14 protein-coding genes are annotated in these 16,360 nt (G+C 75.2%); 6 read left to right on the top strand and 8 right to left on the bottom strand.

Features of this window, described 5'->3' with window-relative positions; translation table 11 throughout:
• The first annotated feature begins 148 nt into the window (after positions 1 to 148).
• The 4 genes from lanKC to IO30_RS0117100 all read left to right on the top strand — a co-directional run bounded on the left by lanKC (position 149) and on the right by IO30_RS0117100 (position 6,583).
• Positions 149 to 2,755 carry a class III lanthionine synthetase LanKC gene (gene lanKC, locus IO30_RS0117115; protein WP_031143926.1) on the top strand — a complete coding sequence of 869 codons (2,607 nt, stop codon included), beginning with the start codon at positions 149 to 151 and terminating at the stop codon, positions 2,753 to 2,755.
• Positions 2,756 to 2,792: 37 nt separating this feature from the next.
• Positions 2,793 to 2,930, top strand: coding sequence for a SapB/AmfS family lanthipeptide (locus IO30_RS0117110; protein WP_031143925.1), 138 nt, complete (start codon positions 2,793 to 2,795; stop codon positions 2,928 to 2,930).
• A gap of 69 nt (positions 2,931 to 2,999) precedes the next feature.
• On the top strand, positions 3,000 to 4,814 hold the full coding sequence (locus IO30_RS0117105) for an ABC transporter ATP-binding protein (RefSeq protein WP_063768454.1): 1,815 nt from the start codon (positions 3,000 to 3,002) through the stop codon (positions 4,812 to 4,814).
• Positions 4,811 to 6,583: an ATP-binding cassette domain-containing protein gene (locus tag IO30_RS0117100; protein ID WP_037894307.1), complete on the top strand. Its 1,773-nt coding sequence runs from the start codon at positions 4,811 to 4,813 to the stop codon at positions 6,581 to 6,583. Before IO30_RS0117105 ends, IO30_RS0117100 begins: the two co-directional genes overlap by 4 nt.
• A gap of 25 nt (positions 6,584 to 6,608) precedes the next feature.
• On the opposite strand, the gene IO30_RS0117095 is transcribed toward IO30_RS0117100, so the two are convergent.
• A complete protein-coding gene (locus IO30_RS0117095) occupies positions 6,609 to 7,217 on the bottom strand; it encodes a response regulator transcription factor (RefSeq protein ID WP_031143919.1) in 609 nt (202 codons plus the stop codon).
• A 415-nt stretch (positions 7,218 to 7,632) separates the two neighbouring features.
• On the opposite strand from IO30_RS0117095, the gene IO30_RS0117090 reads away from it, so the two are divergent.
• Positions 7,633 to 7,995 carry a transglycosylase family protein gene (locus IO30_RS0117090; RefSeq protein WP_031143917.1) on the top strand — a complete coding sequence of 121 codons (363 nt, stop codon included), beginning with the start codon at positions 7,633 to 7,635 and terminating at the stop codon, positions 7,993 to 7,995.
• Between the two features lie 168 nt (positions 7,996 to 8,163).
• On the opposite strand, the gene IO30_RS0117085 is transcribed toward IO30_RS0117090, so the two are convergent.
• From IO30_RS0117085 to IO30_RS0117060, 6 genes are all read right to left on the bottom strand, one after another.
• Positions 8,164 to 9,171: a pyridoxal-phosphate dependent enzyme gene (locus IO30_RS0117085; protein ID WP_031143915.1), complete on the bottom strand. Its 1,008-nt coding sequence runs from the start codon at positions 9,169 to 9,171 to the stop codon at positions 8,164 to 8,166.
• Entirely contained in the window at positions 9,129 to 10,139 is a 1,011-nt protein-coding gene (locus tag IO30_RS0117080; RefSeq protein ID WP_031143914.1) for a GHMP family kinase ATP-binding protein, read from the bottom strand. Before IO30_RS0117080 ends, IO30_RS0117085 begins: the two co-directional genes overlap by 43 nt.
• Positions 10,136 to 10,954 carry a Rossmann-like domain-containing protein gene (locus IO30_RS0117075; RefSeq protein ID WP_031143912.1) on the bottom strand — a complete coding sequence of 273 codons (819 nt, stop codon included), beginning with the start codon at positions 10,952 to 10,954 and terminating at the stop codon, positions 10,136 to 10,138. The genes IO30_RS0117080 and IO30_RS0117075 overlap by 4 nt, the downstream gene beginning before the upstream one ends.
• Positions 10,955 to 11,043: 89 nt before the next feature.
• The gene (locus IO30_RS0117070) at positions 11,044 to 11,850 is read right to left on the bottom strand and encodes an ABC transporter ATP-binding protein (protein ID WP_031143910.1); all 807 of its coding nucleotides are present in this window, start codon (positions 11,848 to 11,850) and stop codon (positions 11,044 to 11,046) included.
• Positions 11,847 to 12,992: a FecCD family ABC transporter permease gene (locus tag IO30_RS0117065; protein ID WP_078903826.1), complete on the bottom strand. Its 1,146-nt coding sequence runs from the start codon at positions 12,990 to 12,992 to the stop codon at positions 11,847 to 11,849. The genes IO30_RS0117070 and IO30_RS0117065 overlap by 4 nt, the downstream gene beginning before the upstream one ends.
• Complete coding sequence (locus tag IO30_RS0117060) at positions 12,982 to 14,007, bottom strand: ABC transporter substrate-binding protein (protein ID WP_031143906.1); 1,026 nt, start codon at positions 14,005 to 14,007, stop codon at positions 12,982 to 12,984. The genes IO30_RS0117065 and IO30_RS0117060 overlap by 11 nt, the downstream gene beginning before the upstream one ends.
• Before the next feature lie 313 nt (positions 14,008 to 14,320).
• On the opposite strand from IO30_RS0117060, the gene IO30_RS0117055 reads away from it, so the two are divergent.
• Positions 14,321 to 15,508 carry an MFS transporter gene (locus IO30_RS0117055; RefSeq protein ID WP_373316514.1) on the top strand — a complete coding sequence of 396 codons (1,188 nt, stop codon included), beginning with the start codon at positions 14,321 to 14,323 and terminating at the stop codon, positions 15,506 to 15,508.
• A gap of 12 nt (positions 15,509 to 15,520) precedes the next feature.
• Here the strand turns inward: IO30_RS0117055 and IO30_RS0117050 are convergent, their stop codons facing one another.
• Positions 15,521 to 16,324, bottom strand: coding sequence for a hypothetical protein (locus IO30_RS0117050; RefSeq protein WP_031143902.1), 804 nt, complete (start codon positions 16,322 to 16,324; stop codon positions 15,521 to 15,523).
• Between the last annotated feature and the right edge of the window lie 36 nt (positions 16,325 to 16,360).

Raw genomic sequence — 16,360 nt, 5'->3', positions numbered from 1 at the left:
ATGAAGCACCGGTGCCCCGACGGGAACTCCCGCCGGGGCACCGGTGCGCGCATGTGCGGATCGCACACCCCGTCGGTGACAGTCGTGACTGTCGCGGCCCCTGCTCCGGCTGACAACGTTGGGCACGCCACCGACCGAGGGAGCAGGTGTGAACAAGGGGTACGCGGCCTTCTGCGACGCCGACCGCTGGTTCTACGACGCGCCGTACCGGCGCACCGAGGAGCTCTACCCCCTGGCCCTCGCCCCCGTACCGGAGGGATGGCGTTCGCACCGCAGCGGGGACTGGCTGGCCCTGCGGCCGGACGACGCCGAACTGCCCGCGCAGGGCTGGAAGATCCACATATCGGCGTGCCTCGACAACGCCGAGTCCGTCCTGCGCAGGGTCCACGCCTACTGCCTGGAACGGCGGATCGCCTTCAAGTTCGTGCCCGGCCGCCACCTGCTGCACCTGCGCAACGCCAAGTACGCGGACCGAGCGGCGAGCGGCAAGTTCCTCACCCTCTACCCGGCGGACGAGGCGCGGTGCGGGCAGATGGCCGAGGAGCTGGACGCCCTGCTGGCCGGCGAGCCCGGCCCCTACATCCTCAGCGACCTGCGCTGGAACGACGGCCCGGTCCACCTGCGCTACGGCAGCTTCACCCTGCGGCACTGCTATGACGAGCAGGGCGACCTGGTCCCGGCCGTCGAGACCCCGGCCGGACGGCTGGTACCGGATCCGCGCGGCCCCGTGTTCCAGCCGCCCGAGTGGATCGGACTGCCGGACTTCCTGCGGCCGCACCTGGAGCGGCGTGCAGCGGTCACCCTCGAAGGCATCCCCTACGCCGTCGAGCGCGCCCTGCACTTCTCCAACGGCGGCGGGGTGTACGCGGCCCGGGACACCCGCACCGGTGAGCCGGTGATCCTCAAGGAGGCCCGCCCCTTCGCCGGGCTCGCCGCCGACGGGGCGGACGCCGTCACCCGTCTGCACCGTGAACGCGAAGCACTGGAGCAGCTCGCCGGACTGGACTGCGTCCCCTCGGTGCACGGCACCTTCACCGTCGGGGACCACCACTTCCTCGCCATGCAGTACCTGGAGGGCAAGCCCCTCAACACCTACTTCGCCCGGCGCCACCCGCTCATCGAGGCCGACCCCGACCCGGCGGAGCTCGCCTCCTACACCGAGTGGGCGCTGAAGGTCCACGGGCGGGTGACCGAAGCCGTCGAGAAGGTGCACGCACGAGGCGTCGTCTTCAACGACCTGCACCTCTTCAACATCATGGTCGCCGAGGACGAGGAGAGCGGGGAACCCGCCGTCGCGCTCCTCGACTTCGAGGCCGCCACGCGCATCGGCGACGGGCAGCGGCAGACGGTCGCCAACCCGGCGTTCGTCGCGCCGCCCGACCGGCGCGGCGCCTCCGTCGACCGCTACGCGCTGGCCTGTCTGCGCCTGGCCCTGTTCCTGCCCCTGACGAGCCTGCTGGTCATGGACCGGGCGAAGGCGGTACACCTCGCGGACATCGCCGCCGAGCAGTTCCCCGTACCCCGGGCGTTCCTCGACGCAGCGGTCGAGGAGATCCTCGCCGGGCTCCCGGCACAGGCACAGGCTCCCGGCGGCCGGACCAAGGCCCCGGACGGTCCCTACCTGCCGGTGCAGCCGGGCGACTGGGAAGCGGCCCGAGCCTCGATGACGGCCGCCCTGCGGGCCACCATCACCCCCGACCGCGACGACCGGCTCTTCCCCGGCGACATCGCGCAGTTCGCCACCGCCGGAGGAGGAACCGGCTTCGGGTACGGAGCCGCCGGCGTCCTGTACGCCCTCGCCGAAACCGGGGCCGAGCCCTGGCCGGAAGCCGAGGAATGGCTGCTGGCCCGTACGAAGCAGCCCGCCTCCGGAACCCCTCTCGGCTTCTACGACGGGCTGGCCGGCATCGCCTGGACCCTGGAACGGCTCGGCCACCGCGACCGCGCCCTGGCCCTCGCCGAACAACTGCTGGACCAGCCCTGGGAGTCGGCCGGCCCCGACCTGCACAGCGGGCTCGCCGGCCTGGGCCTGGCCCTGGACTCCCTGGGCACGGCCACCGGTGAGAGCGCCCTGCACACCGCAGCGCTGCGCTGCGCCGACCTGATGGCCCGCGTGACCCCCGGCCTCAAACGGACCGGCCTGCTCCACGGCCACAGCGGACCCGCCCTGCTCTACCTGCGGCTGTACGGGCGCACCGGTGATCCGGAGCTGCTGACCCGTGCGGGCCTGGCCCTGCACCGTGACCTCGACCGCTGCGTGACCAGCGCCTACGGCACCCTCCAGGTCGACGAGGGCTGGCGCACCATGCCCTACCTCGGGGCCGGCAGCGTCGGAATCGGCATGGTCCTGGACGACTGGCTGGAGCACGCCCAGGACCACCGCTTCGCGACGGCGCGGACGCAGATCGTACGTGCCGCCCAGGCGACCTTCTACGCGCAGCCCGGCCTGTTCCGCGGCGCCGCGGGCATGATCCTCTACCTGGCGCGGACCACCACCCCCGGCCCCGGCACCCGGGCCGGGGACATCGCCCGCCAGATCGACGCCCTGGCCCGGCACGCGATCTCGTACCGGGGCCATCTGGCCTTCCCCGGCGAACAGTTGATGCGCCTGTCCATGGACCTGTCCACGGGTACGGCCGGCGCCCTGCTCGCCCTCGGCAGCGCCGCGCCCGGCGGGCGCGCGCACCTGCCCTTCCTCCCGCCGCTGCGGACCACCGCGGCAGCCCCAGAGCCGGTCCCCCCACGGGGGCCGTGACCCATCGGAACACCACACCAGTGAAGAGGATTCAGTCATGACGCTTCTTGACCTGCAGTCGATGGACACCGTCAAGGAAGAGACCACCGAGGCCGCCCACCTCACGGGCGGCGGCAGCCGCGCCAGCCTGCTCCTGTGCGGTGACAGCAGCCTGAGCATCACGACCTGTAACTGATCAGGTCCCTTCCGGGCCCGGGCGGTTCACCGCCCGGGCCCGTTGCCCACCCCTGGGGAGCCGCCGCACATGACCCCGCCCGACGCCGCGGCCGACGAGGCCCCGGCCGCACGTACCGCCGACCGGGCGCTGAAGGCCGCAGCCCGCCACAGCTCCGGCCGCACCGCGGCCGTGTTCGCGTGCTCGCTGGCCGCCGCGGCCGCGGCGCTCGCCGAGCCCGCCGTCCTCGGCCACACCCTCGACCTGCTGCTGCGCGGCGACCCCGCCGGGAGCGCCTGGACCCTGGGCTGCGCCCTGGTGATCGCCGCCGAAGTGCTCCTGGACGCCGCCGCCGCACGCCTCACCGGCAGCGTCGACGCCCGGTCCACCGCCTGGCTGCGCAGCCTCGGGCTCGCCAGGCTGCTGCGTACGGCGCCGCACCACGCCTCCCGCCACGCACCCGGCGAGCTCGCGGCCCGACTGACCGCACACGCCACCGAGGCGGGCAGGGTCCCGGGCGCCGTCGCGAACGCGGCCGCCGCCCTGCTGCTGCCGTTCGGCGGGATCGTCGCCCTCCTCGTCATCGACGTGTGGACCGCCGTGGCCTTCCTCGCCGGACTCCCGCTGCTGGCCCTGCTCCTGCGCTCCTTCGCCCGAGACTCCGGCGCCAGTGTGGGCCGTTACCAGCAGGTGCAGCTCGCCATGGCCGGCCGCCTCGTCGAGGCCCTCGCCGGGGCCCGCACCGTCGCCGCAGCCGGCACCGAGCGGCGCGAGGTGTCCCGCATCCTGGCCGGACTGCCCGAACTGGGCCGCGAGGGACGCAAGATGTGGCAGGTGTACGGCGCGGCCACGGCCCGCACCGGCGCCCTGATGCCCCTGCTGCTGTACGTGGTGCTGGGCGTGGGCGGCATCCGGCTCGCCGCCGGAGCCCTCGGGGTCGGCGGGCTCCTCGCCGCCGTCCGCTACGCGGGCCTCGCGGCCGGGGTCGGCGCCGTCACCGGGCGGCTGGCCGCGGTGGTGCGCGGCAGGGCCGCGGCCCGCCGGGTGGCCGCCGTCCTCGAACTGCCCGAACTCCCGGCGGGCGGGCGGGAACTGCCGGCCGGCGGGCGGGGCAGGCTCGAACTGCGCGGGGTCCGCGTGGTGCGTGCGGGCAGCCCCGTACTGCGCGACGTCGACCTGGACCTCCCCGGCGGGTCCACCGTCGCCGTCGTGGGCCGCTCGGGGTCCGGCAAGACACTGCTTGCCGCGGTGGCCGGGCGCCTGACCGCCTGTGACGAGGGCGCGGTACTGCTCGACGGGGTGCCGCTGGAGGAACTGTCCGCCGAAGTGCTGCGCCGGGAGGTCGGCCACGCCTTCGAGCGGCCCGCGCTCTTCGGGGGGAGCGTCGCCGACGCGATCGCCTTCGGGGCGGGAACCGGGCCCGGGGCGAAGGCCGTGCAGGCCGCGGCGCGGGCCGCCGGGGCCGACCCGTTCGTCCGGCGGCTGCCCGAGGGCTACGCGACACCGCTCGCCGATGCGCCGCTGTCGGGCGGAGAGCTGCAGCGCCTCGGCCTGGCACGGGCCTTCTGCCATACGGGACGGCTGCTCATCCTGGACGACGCCACCTCCAGCCTGGACACCGTCACCGCGCGCGAGGTCGAGCGGGCCCTGGCCGTCGAGGTGCGGGCCACCCGCCTCGTCGTGGCCCACCGGATCTCCTCCGCCGCCCGCGCCGACCTCGTCGTCTGGCTGGACGCCGGGCGGATCCGGGCGACGGGGACGCACGCACAGCTGTGGCGGGACCCCGGCTACCGGGCGGTGTTCGCGGCCGATCCCGTACCCGCCCCAGCCCTTGCCCCCGCCCCCGGTCCCGGTCCCGTACCGGACGCGGCCGCCGGGCCCGCGGGCCGGGAGCCGGTCCGGTGAGCGAGTACGGCACGTGGCGACGGATCGCACCCGACGCCCGGCGGTTCCTGCGCGGACACGCCCGTACCCTCGCCCGGCTCGCCCTGTGGTCCCTGCTGGAGTCCGCGCACACCTTCCTCGGCGGATACGCGGTGGCCCGCGCCCTCGACGACGGCTTCCTCGCGGGGCGGACCACCACCGGCCTCGGCTGGCTCGCCGCGGCCGCCGCCGGGTCCCTGCTCGGCGCCCTCGCCCTGCGCGGCGTGTTCGGCGGCCTCGCGGACCTCGTCGAACCCCTGCGCGACGGCCTGGTCAGGCGCGCCGTGCGCCAGGCGATGCGGCAGGCGGTCGCCGAACCGGGGAAGGCCGGGGACCTCGGCGCGGTCTCCCGGCTCGCCCAGCAGACGGAGATGGCGCGCGATTCCTTCGCGGGCCTCGTACTGGTCGCCCGGTCCTTCGTCTTCACCTCGGCGGGAGCGCTGGCCGGGCTGGCCGCACTGGCGCCCCTCATGCTGCTGCTCGTCGTCCCCCCGCTGCTGCTGGGAGCGGCCTGCTTCCTGGCGACGCTGCGCCCGATGGCCCGTGTGCAGCGCGAGGCCCTCGACACCGACGAGGCACTGTCCTCGCGCACCGGCGCCCTCGCGGCGGGGCTGCGCGACGTGGTCGCCTGCGGTGGCGGGGCGGCGGCCGGGGGCCCGCTGGAAGCGCTGATAGCCCAGCAGGAGCGGCTGACCCGCCGGCTGGCGCGCTGGGCGGCGCTGCGCACGCTGGCGCTGGGCGTGGCGGGCCGCCTCCCGGTCGTCGCGCTGCTGGCGGGGACGCCCTGGCTGCTCGGCCGCGGGGTCAGCGCGGGAGCGCTGGCCGGGGCGCTCACCTACCTCGTCCAGTCCCTGCTCCCGGCCCTCGACGCCCTGATGACGGCGGTGGGTGCGGCGGGCACCCGGCTGCTGGTGGTGCTGGAGAGGTTGCCCGGTCCGCCGGCGGACCGGGCACGGATACCCGCAGCGGACCGGGCACCCGCCCCGCCCGCCCCGCCCGCCCCCGACGAGGGGGCCGCGGGCGTGGCGGGCCCTGCCGTCGAACTCCGCCGGGTCCGCTTCGCGTACGGGGCCCGCGCGCACCCGGTGATCGACGGCCTCGACCTGACCGTCCGGCCCGGCGAGCACCTGGCCGTGGTGGGACCGAGCGGGATCGGCAAGTCCACGCTCCTGGCGCTGCTCGCCGGGCAGCTGCCGCCCGACCGGGGTTCGGTCCTGCTGTCCGGCGCCCCGGCCCGGCGGTCTTCCCCGGGCGGGGGGCCCGACCTGCGCCGGACCCTGCTGCCCCAGCAGGCGTACGTCTTCACGGGCACCGTCCGCGAGAACCTGACGCACCTGTGCCAGGGGCCCGTGAGCGGGGCGCGGGCGGGGCGCGCCGCCGCGGCCCTGGGAGCCGACGGGCTCGTGGACCGGCTGGGGGGCCTGGACGCCCCCGTCGACCCGGCCCGGCTCTCCCAGGGCGAGCGCCAGCTGCTGGCCCTCACCGCGGCGTACCTCTCACCGGCGCCGCTGCTCCTGCTCGACGAAGCCACCTGCCACCTCGATCCGCACGCCGAGGAACGCGCCGAACGGTCGCTCGCCGCCCGTCCGGGCACCCTCGTCGTGGTGGCCCACCGGGTCTCCTCCGCGATCCGGGCCGACCGGGTCCTCGTACTCGACGGGACCCGGGCGGTGTGCGGCTCGCACGAGGAGCTCCCGGCCAGGTCAGCGCTGTACCGGGACCTCGTGGGGATCTGGAACGCGGACACCTGAGAGAGGCGAGGCGGCGCCGGGCCGCTCAGACCCAGCCGGCCCGCCGGGAGATCCGGATTGCGTCGATCCGGTTGCGGGCTCCGGTCTTGCGGGTCGCGGCGGCCATGTAGTTCCGTACGGTCCCGCTGGCCAGATGCAGGGCGCGGGCTATCTCCGCGACCGAGTCCCCCTCGGCGGCGCGGGCCAGCACGCTCAGCTCCCGCGGGCTCAGCGGCATGGGATCGGCCTCCATGAGGGCCGAGGCGAGCGAGGCGTCCACGAACCGCTCGCCCGCCGCGAGCTTGCGGATGGCCCGCACCAGCCGGCCCGGTGAGCCGTCCTTGTCCACGTACCCCAAGGCCTGCGCCTGGAAGGCGCGCCGCAGCGGTCCGGGGGTGCCCGAGGTGGCGAGGACCAGCAGACGGGTGGCCGGGGCCAGGGCGGCGCGGGCAGCCCGGCCGTCCGGGGAGAGCAGGGCGGTCGCCCCCGGACAGTCCAGGTCGACGACCGCCACGTCTGGTCGTAAGTACTCCGCCTGCCGTGCGGCAGTTCGCCAGCCCGCGGAGGTCACGTCGAAATCCCCTTCGCATCTCAGCAGGGCCGCCAGGGCCGACCTGACGAGACTGGTGCTGTGCAGGACGAGGACCTTGGTCATCGGGCTCTCCTCGGGCAGGTGGTGATCGATCAGCATCAAGCGGGTGCCCAGCTACCACCGGGCCGGAACGTCCCTGCGGGAGGCGCGCGGGGGCGCGTGGCCGAACCGCGTGCCCCCTCGTGCTCCCCGCGGGCGCCCGTACCCACCGGCCCACCTCCGCGGGCGTCCGCCAGGGGCGGTCAAACGTGCTGCGACGGCACGGTCCGAATGGGCCGGTTCTGGTCGTACCATGCGTCCCGGTGGCCTCAGGAGGGGTGCCAGGGCGTCCGTTCGGGTGGCGTCGTGCCTTCACCGACCGCAAGTACCGCTGGAATCACCCCGGTACGTGCTGTGCTGTGGCCGCGGCCCGACGAAGGCCGCACGCGGGCCCGCCCGCTGTTCGTGGCAGGCCCGCCCCAACAGCGAAGGAGGACTGATGTCGCACCACCGCAAGGACCGCCGTAGCCGGCGCTGGATCGGCCAACTGATCGTCACGTCCGTCGTGTTGACGGTCGCCCTACTGGACGTGTCCGGAGCCCAGGCCACCGCGGTCCACTCCAGACCGTCGGCCGACTGGGACGCCATCGCCCGATGTGAATCCGGGGGCAACTGGCGGGCGAACACCGGCAACGGCCATTACGGCGGATTGCAGTTCACCCAGTCGAGCTGGAAAGCGGCGGGCGGCCGCCGGTACGCACCGCGCGCCGATCTCGCCACCAAGAGCGAGCAGATCGCCACGGCGAAACGGCTCGCCCGGATGCAGGGCATGGGGGCCTGGACCTGCGCACGCCGCCGTTGAGCGGACGCTCCGGCAGGGCGGCGGCGCTGCCGCCCTGCCGGAGCGCCGGACCAGGCGGCCGGACGCGCCCGCCCCCGCCGGTCGTTGTATACGGCACCGGTCCTCCCGCAGCTGGAAGCATGGCAGTTGGCGGAACGGTAGCCTCACCAGCCGGTTCACGCCGCCGGTTCATGCCGCGGGTCCGGGACCCGGGGAACGGTCCCACTGCATCCGGGACCAGGGCAGGGCGAGTTCGGACTGCCCGGACACCGCCTGCGGGACGAGGTCCTCGATCCGGCCGGCCTCGCGGTGGCGGGCGTAGACCGTGTCCACGTAGCGGTGGCCGGTGTCCGCCGCGATGAACACCACCGTCCGCCCGGGTGCGCGGCCGCGTTCCCAGCGGGCGGCCAGGTATCCGGCGCCGGTGGAGAGCCCCGCGAAGACGGCGTGCCGCCGCAGCAGGTCGACGCTCCCCGCGAGGGCCGCGTCGAAGGAGATCCAGTGGAGCGTGTCGTACAGCGCGTGGTCCACGTTCGCGAACGGGATCGAGCTGCCGATCCCCGCGATGATGATCTCGGGGTCGGACACGTGCCCGGCGCCGAACGTGACGCTGCCGTACGGCTGCACCCCCACCAGCTCCACATCGGGGGAGTCCTGTCGCAGGTAGCGGGCGAGGGCCCCCGTCGACGCCCCCGAGCCGACCCCGCCGACGACCGTGAGGGGCGCCGCGCCGGCGGAGCGGCGGATCCGCTCGGCGACGGCCCGGTACCCGAGGTAGTGGACGTCGTCGTGGTACTGCCGCATCCAGTGGTACTCCGGGTGCTCGGCGAGGATCTCGTGGATCCGCTCGACCCGGCGCTTCTGGTCCAGCTTGAGGTCGTCGCACGGCTCCATCTGCTCCAGCGTCGCGCCGAGCACGGCGAGTTGGGTGCGCAGGGTGTGGTCGACGGTCGAAGAGCCGACGATGTGGCAGCGCATGCCGTAGCGGTGACAGGCCAGCGCCAGGGCGTACGCGTAGATGCCGCTGGAGCTGTCCAGCAGGGTGTCCCCCCGGCGGACGGCGCCGGTGTCGAGCAGGTGGCGGACCGCCGCGAGGGCGGAGACCACCTTCATGGTCTCGAAGCGCAGGCATACGAGCCGGTCGTCGAGGCGTATCAGGTCGGGCCGGCCGACCGACTCCGCGATGTGCTGGTCCATTTCGCAACTCCAGGGTCGGGGAAGGTGGTGAAGGTCCGGGTCGCGGGGATGCCGCTGTCCTCCAGGGCGCGCACGCACGTGCGGACGCGGCGGCGCGTGCCCGGCGCGGCCGGATCGAAGAGCAGGCCGGCGACCGCACCGCTGTGGGCGATCTGCACCCCCGCCGCTCCCACCCGGCGGGAGATGTCGGTGAGCGCCTCGAACTCCGGATGGCGCAGCAGCTGCTGGCCGCGGCGGGCACTGGCGGTGGCGACCTCGCCGAGGAGGGCGGCGTCGCCGGTGGCCACGGCCCGTCGCAGCAGGGCGCGCAGCCGTTCGTAGGCGCGTACGTCGTGGTCGTCGTGGATCCGCACCGGCAGGGAGAGGGTGTCCACGGGCGCCCCGCCGCCGAGGGCGCAGCCCACGACGATCAGGGGAGGCAGGGCCGGGCCCAGGACCTCCAGGACCCGGCCCTCGCGCTGTGCGAACAGCACCGGGCGGTCGTCGAGCATCAGCGGATCGCAGGCCAGCTCGGCCCGGACCGCGAGCAGGGCGATCGTACCCGGGGCCAGGACCAGGCCGTAGGAGTCCGCGACGGCGCGCACGGCGGCGATGACGTCGCTGGTGGAGCTCCCCATGCCGAGGCCCACGGGGACGTTGCCGCTCAGCCGCAGCGCCCCGCCGCAGGGCGGCTCCCCGCGGCGGCCCGCGCAGGCCTCGACGGCCAGGGCGGCCGCCCGGAGGGCCTTCGTCCGGCCGGCGGGCCGCACCTCCAACTGCTGGGCTCCCGTGGCCGGATCGCGGACGAACTCGGCGCGGCTGCCGCGTCCGGCCATCGGCAGGGTGACCAGTCCGGCGCACCTGCTCCCGGTGGCGTCGCGGAAGACGCCCTGGAGGATCTCGCCGTGGTGGCAGGAGGCGTACCCGGTACCGGTGGCGACGGCACCGGCAACGACACCGGACGGGGCCCGACGGGTGGCCGGGATCATGCGCCGCCCACCGCCCGGTAGCGGTAGAGGGTGGTCGGGTCGGCGCTGAACTGGGAGAAGGGGAAGGGCTCCGCGGAGAGCGCGGTCACGCCCGCCCCCAGGAAGGCGCGCGCCACGGCACTGCCGCTCTGTGCGTAGACGACCAGCGGGACGCCCCGGGTGCGGCAGCGCTCCAGGACGGTGTCGAACGAGCCGTTGCTGAGGGTCATCCCCGTGGCGACGACCGCCTGCGCCCGCTCCAGGACCTCGTGCATGTCGGTCGTGACCGGGTCGCCCCACTGACTGGTCTTCAGGTTGAAGTCGCACAGGAGCGGTACGCCGCCGCGCTCGCGGATCGCGGCGACCAGCGGGTTGACGACGCCGATGAGCGCGACCTCCGTGCCCTCGGTGATGTCCAGCAGCCCGGCGACGGCCGCGTCGCGGGCCCGCGCGCGGACCTCCGGAGTGCCGGCGGGCAGGACGACCGCTTCGGCCCGCCCCGCTTCGGCGGCGGCCCGGTGCGGGAACGTCTCGGCGAGGTAGGCGTCGAGCGCCGCCATCCGCAGGGGCCGGGGCGCCTCGCGCAGCAGTACGTCGAGCGGGGTGCCGGAGGAGTCCCGGCACACGGCCGGGTCGATCTCGCCGGCCTCGAAGGCGCAGCCGCCGAAGGAGGAGCCGAGGCGGACGAGGACGTACTGGTTGAGGTAGGTGGTGTCGCCGCCGGCCAGCCGGGTGCCGTGGTGGATCCAGAACACGCTGGTGGCCACGAGGGCGGAGGGCAGCGGGCCGCGCTCCCCGGCCAGTACGGAGGCGGTCAGGGCCTCCACGGTCCGCACGTCGTGCGCGCGCCCCAGGGGCGCGGTGGGTGTGGTGGGCGTGGTGGGTGCGGTGGATGAAGTCATCGCGGTTTCCTTGTCGTGCGGGGTCACAGGGTGAGCGGGACGGGTGTTGAGGGCGCGGGTGCGGCGGGGAGGGCCCGGCGGTAGACGACCGACGGATGGCCCGCCGCGTCGGTGGTGAGTCCGGCGTCCACCTCGAAGACCTCGGCGAGCCGTTCGGCGGTGAGGACGGCGGCGGGTGCGCCGGAGGCGACGGTCCGCCCGTGGTGCATCAGCACCAGCCGGTCGCAGTACCGGGCGGCCAGCGACAGGTCGTGCAGGGCGACCACCACGGTCTGCCCGGTGCCGGCCAGCAGCTCCATCAGTTCCAGTTGGTGCCTGACGTCGAGGTGGTTGGTCGGTTCGTCGAGGAGCAGACCGTACGGCTGCTGGGCCAGGGCGCGGGCGATGTGGGCGCGTTGCCGCTCGCCGCCCGACAGGGCCCGCCAGGAGCGGTCCGCGAGTGCGGTCAGCCCGACCCGGTCGAGGGCGGCGGCGACCACCGCCCGGTCCGTGGCGTCCGGTCCCCGCCAGCGGTCCCGGAAGGGGGTCCGGCCCAGCCCCACGACATCGGCGACGCGCAGATCGCTGTCGGCGCCCGCGTCCTGTTCGACGAAGGCGATGCTGCGGGCGATGCGGCGGGCGCTCCAGCCCCGTACGCACCGCCCGTCGTAGGAGACGGTGCCCTCGTCCGGGTGGCGCAGGCCGGCGAGGCAGCGCAGCAGGCTGGACTTCCCGGACCCGTTCGGGCCGAGCAGCCCCACCGTTTCGCCGGGGGCGACGTCCAGGGCGACGTCACGGACGACGGGTGTGCCCGCCACCGACCAGCTCAGCCCTTCGGCGGTGATCCTCACAGGTCACCCCGCTTGCGCAGGACGAGCAGGAAGAGGGGTACGCCGAGCAGGGCGGTGATCACGCCCACCGGCACCTCGCGCGGTGCGAACGCGGCGCGGGACAGGGCGTCGGCCCACACGAGGAACACCGCGCCGCAGAGGGCCGCATGGGGGAGCAGCGCCCGGTGCAGCGGGCCGACCAGGAACCGGACGCCGTGGGGCACGATCAGGCCGACGAAGCCGATGGCCCCGACGGTCGCCACCGCCACCGAGGTCAGCACGGCCGTCACCACGAGCAGGAACAGCCGGGTCCGCCGTACGCCGACGCCCAGGGAGGCGGCGGTGTCGGCGCCGAACGCGAGCCCGTCGAGGGCTCCCGCGCACAGCCAGGCGGCAGCCAGCCCCAGGGGCGTGACGACCGCGCAGACCACGACCGAGTCCCAGCGGGCCGGGGCCATCGAGCCCAGCAGCCAGTGGGTGACGGCCCGGGTGGTGTCCGCGTCCGCCGAGGCCATGAGGACCAGCGAGGTCGCCGCGGTGAAGAGCTGGCCCACGACCACGCCGGTCAGGACGATCCGGACGGAGTCCAGGCCGGTCCTGCGCAGCAGCAGCATCAGCAGGCCGAACGAGAGCAGGGCCCCGGCCAGTGCTCCGCCGGTGATGCCGATCGAGCCCGCCCCGACGCCGAGGACGACGACGGCCACGGCTCCGGCCGAGGCCCCGGAGGAGACACCGAGCAGGTAGGGGTCCGCGAGCGCGTTGCGGGTGACGGCCTGGAGGACCGTGCCGCACACCGCGAGGGAGGCGCCGACCAGGGCCGCCATCAGCACCCGCGGGACCCGAAGGTCCCAGACGAGGGAGTCCATGAGCGGCGGCAGGGGTTCGACGTCCAGGCCGAGCCGGGGGCCGAGCACCCGCGCGAGGTCGCCCCAGCCCACCTCCGCGGTGCCGATCCGTACGGACGCGGCCACCGAGGCGGCCAGCGCGGCCGCCGCGAGGACGAACAGAGCCGCCTGCGCGGGCCCGGACCGCCCGGAGGGGGGCGGTGGGCCGGGGGTGGCCGTCGCGGTCGTGTCCGTCCGGCGGGCCGCGGGGTCCAGCAGGTCCACGGGCTCCGCCGGCCCCACCGGCCCGGCAGTGGCCGACGCCGGGTCAGCGGACATGCCCGAGGTCCTTCATGCCCGCCGCGAGCAGCTCCAGCGCGTGCACGGAGCGCACGGAGGGGTCCAGTTCGATGCCCGGCACCTCGACGATCTTGTTGCCGCGGACGGCGGCGAGCTGGGAGACCACCGGGTGTGCGGCCATAGCGGCGCGCTTCTCGGCGGCGCTGTCGCCGGGGCGGCCGCGCTCGGAGAGGTCGCCGATGACGATGAAGTCCGGGTTGCGTGCGGCGACTTCCTCCCAGGAGACCTCCGGCCAGTCCTCGTCCACGTCGTCGAAGGCGTTCTTCGCACCGACGACCCGGCTCATCTCGCTGGGCAGGCCCGTCCGTCCCGCCACGTACGGCATGCCGTTGAAGACGGAGTAGAGGTAGACGACGGTCGGCCGGTCGGTGACCTGGGCGCCGCTCTCCGCGGCCTTCGCGACGACCGCGCGCTGCTCGGTGGCCAGCCGGCCGGCGCGTTCCTCGGCGCCGAAGACCTTGCCGAGGTTCTCGTAGTCGGCGAAGAGCAGGTCGAAGGGGGTCCGGCCGGCCTCGTTGCGATCCGGGCAGTCGACGGCGCTGACGAAGGTGGGGACCTTGAGCGCACCCAGCTCCTCGCGGGTGCCCGCCCGGTCCGCGGTGTACAGGTCGGCGGATCCCGCCACGACGAAGTCGGGCGTGGCGGCGCGCAGTTGCTCGCCGGTGGCGATCTTCGGGGAGAGGACCGGGACCTTGGCGTAGGAGTCCTGGTACTTCGGGGGGATCTTGGTCTTCACGTTGGCGGTTCCGGCCATCCGGTCCTGGAGGCCGAGCTCCAGCAGGATCTCCGTCGAGGACTGGTCCAGGGCCACCGCGCGCCGGGGCGGGGCGTCGAAGGACAGCTGCCGGCCGCAGCTGGTGAGGGACGCCGCCTCGGCCGTGGCCGTCGCGGCGGGCCGGTCGGCCGAGGAGGTCCGGTCCGAGGCGGCTGTCGAGCAGCCCGCCGTCGCGAGGACGGCGGTGAGGGCGATGCCGAAGCGGGCGGGGTGGCGCATGGGTTCTCCGGTCTGCAAAGAGCGTGGGCGTTGTCGTGCACCGGGCAGGAGTGCCGCGTTCGAAGGGTACTGTAATGGTTATCGTTTTCATTAATCCATCCTGGGGGCGCCGCACCGCGCCGCGTCCCCGGGCGCCTGCCGACCGGAACCGCTCCAACTGCCTTGCGAACGCAGCCCCCTGGGGATGCGCGACGGGCCGGAGCGCCCCGGTCCGTGACACAAGGGAGCACCCGCCGTGACCTCTTCACCCGCACCCACCACGACCGAGACCGGTCCACCGCCGAAGCGTTCCGTCCTGCGCGACCCGGGATTCCTGCGCCTGTGGTCGGGCACCACCGCCTCCGGGCTCGCGACCTGGGCCCTGCCCTTCGTCCTCGGCCTGGCCGTGCTCCACCGGGAGCTCAGCCCGGTCGGCCTCGGCCTGGTCCTCGCCGCCCGCACCGCCGGATTCCTGGCCGCCGTCGCGGTGGGCGGGGTCCTCGCCGACCGCCACTCCCGGCGCGCCGTCGTCCTCTGGTCCGCGCTGGCCGCCGCTGCCGCCGCACCGCTCCTCGCCGTCGGCCTCGGCCGGTCCGTCCTGCTCATGACCTGCGCCGCGGCCCTCGCCGGGGCCGGGCAGGGCGCCTGCCGGCCCGCGTTCCAGGCCCTCACCGCCGAGACCGTCGCCCCCGGCCAGAGGCAGCAGGCCAACGCCGCCATGACCCTGGCCGTCCGCAGCTCCACGCTGGCCGGGCCCGCCCTGACCGCACTGCTCGCGGCCTTCGTCGAGGTCCGGGTCCTGCTCCTGGGCATCGGCGCGCTCTGGCTCGTCGCCGCGCTCGTCCCGGGCCGGGGCGCCATCGCCATCGCCGACGCCGACGGCACCGGACCGGCCCCGCGGGCCTCCTTCCGCGCCGAGTTCGTGGACGGCATACGCGAAGCGCGCCGCCACCCCTGGTTCCTCGCAGGCCTCGCAGCGCTGACGGCCGTCATCGCCCTGGGCTACTCCGCGACGAGCGTCGCCCTGCCGCTGATCAGCCGGGACCGCTACGGCACCGAGTGGGTGCTGGCCGCCGCCATGACGGCGTACACCGTCGGCGCCCTCGGCGGAGCCCTGGTCATCGCCCGCTGGCGGCCCCGGGCCCAGGGCTGGGCGGCGTTCGCCGGGCTCGCCGCGTACGGCTTCGCCCCCCTGAGCCTGGTCCTGCCGCTGCACCCCGCCGCGGTGGTCCTCGCCTACGCCGTCGCCGGGATCGGCATCGAACTCTTCAACGTGCCCTGGTTCACGGCCACCCAGCGCGAGGTCGCCCCCGACAAGCTGGCGCGCGTGTCCTCACTGGACTTCCTGGTCTCCTACGGCCTCGCCCCCGTCGGCCTGGCCCTCATCGCGCCCGCCATCACCGCCTTCGGCGTCACACCGGTCCTCGCCGTGTGCGCCGTCGCCTGCTTCGCCGTACCCGCGGCGGCGGCCCTGGTCCCCACCGCACGCCACTTCGCCCGGACGCCCCCCACCGCAGGCTGAACGGGCGCGGCCTCAGGACTCCTGCGCGTCGACGACGTCCGGTCGGGCGGGCAGGGCTCCGGGGCGGTCCGGCACGCCGAAGGCGGGATTCACGCCCAGGGCCAGTTCCCCTCCACCCCGGAGCAGCACGTGGGAGGGGCCGCCGATGAACTCGTTCTCCACGTAGTAGCGGGTCCGCGCGTACGCCGCCTCGACCGCGTGGCGGAGCGTGGGCAGGTCCAGGACCTCCGGGCCGTCCTGGACCCCGCCGGTCAGCCCCTCCACGAGGGTCTCGGTGAAGGGGTCCGCCATCGGCGAGAAGCTCGACGACCCGGCGGCCAGCAGGGACGGAGCGGGCGCCGCCCCCGTGCACCGGGACGTGGCCAGGCCGGCGTACGCGCAGTCGAGCACGACGGCCCGGCGGGCCGCCGTACTCGCACGCATGACCGCGGCGACCTCGTCCAGGTCGACCCCGGTCCCGGCCGGGCGCCGCGGGTCGGTGTCCGCCACGCCGAGGGCGAGCCCCCGGTCGAGGGGGTACCCGGCCCCGGCGTAGAAGAAGAGCAGCACGTCCGACGCCTGTGCGGCCGCGTCCCGGAGCGCGTCGAGGACGTCCGCCGGCCGCCGTGGGCCCAGCAGCAGCGTCGTGCTCTCGCGGTGGAACGCGGCCCCCCGGGAGAGCGAGGTGAGCACCCGCGCCAGAGCGCCCGCCGCCTCCTGCGGCGACCGGAGGCCGGGCCACCGGTCCAGGCCGGCGTCGGAGCCGACGAACACGGCGCAGGACCGACGGCGGTCGGGCAGCAGGGGGTGACGTGGCGTCACGGAATGCGCGGTCATCGGGATGCCTCCCACGGCACTGCGGCCTCGGACGGT

This window comes from Streptomyces xanthophaeus, assembly GCF_000725805.1.
Taxonomy (GTDB): domain Bacteria; phylum Actinomycetota; class Actinomycetes; order Streptomycetales; family Streptomycetaceae; genus Streptomyces; species Streptomyces xanthophaeus.
This window is presented reverse-complemented; position numbering and strand designations above follow the sequence as displayed.

Bases quoted from the DNA above. Each gene is read 5' to 3' on its own strand.
- IO30_RS0117105 (WP_063768454.1), top strand. From the start codon at position 3,000: ATGACCCCGCCCGACGCCGCGGCCGACGAGGCCCCGGCCGCACGTACC.
- IO30_RS0117095 (WP_031143919.1), bottom strand. From the start codon at position 7,217: ATGACCAAGGTCCTCGTCCTGCACAGCACCAGTCTCGTCAGGTCGGCC.
- IO30_RS0117080 (WP_031143914.1), bottom strand. From the start codon at position 10,139: ATGATCCCGGCCACCCGTCGGGCCCCGTCCGGTGTCGTTGCCGGTGCC.
- IO30_RS0117090 (WP_031143917.1), top strand. From the start codon at position 7,633: ATGTCGCACCACCGCAAGGACCGCCGTAGCCGGCGCTGGATCGGCCAA.
- IO30_RS0117085 (WP_031143915.1), bottom strand. From the start codon at position 9,171: ATGGACCAGCACATCGCGGAGTCGGTCGGCCGGCCCGACCTGATACGC.
- IO30_RS0117050 (WP_031143902.1), bottom strand. From the start codon at position 16,324: ATGACCGCGCATTCCGTGACGCCACGTCACCCCCTGCTGCCCGACCGC.
- IO30_RS0117065 (WP_078903826.1), bottom strand. From the start codon at position 12,992: ATGTCCGCTGACCCGGCGTCGGCCACTGCCGGGCCGGTGGGGCCGGCG.
- IO30_RS0117060 (WP_031143906.1), bottom strand. From the start codon at position 14,007: ATGCGCCACCCCGCCCGCTTCGGCATCGCCCTCACCGCCGTCCTCGCG.
- IO30_RS0117110 (WP_031143925.1), top strand. From the start codon at position 2,793: ATGACGCTTCTTGACCTGCAGTCGATGGACACCGTCAAGGAAGAGACC.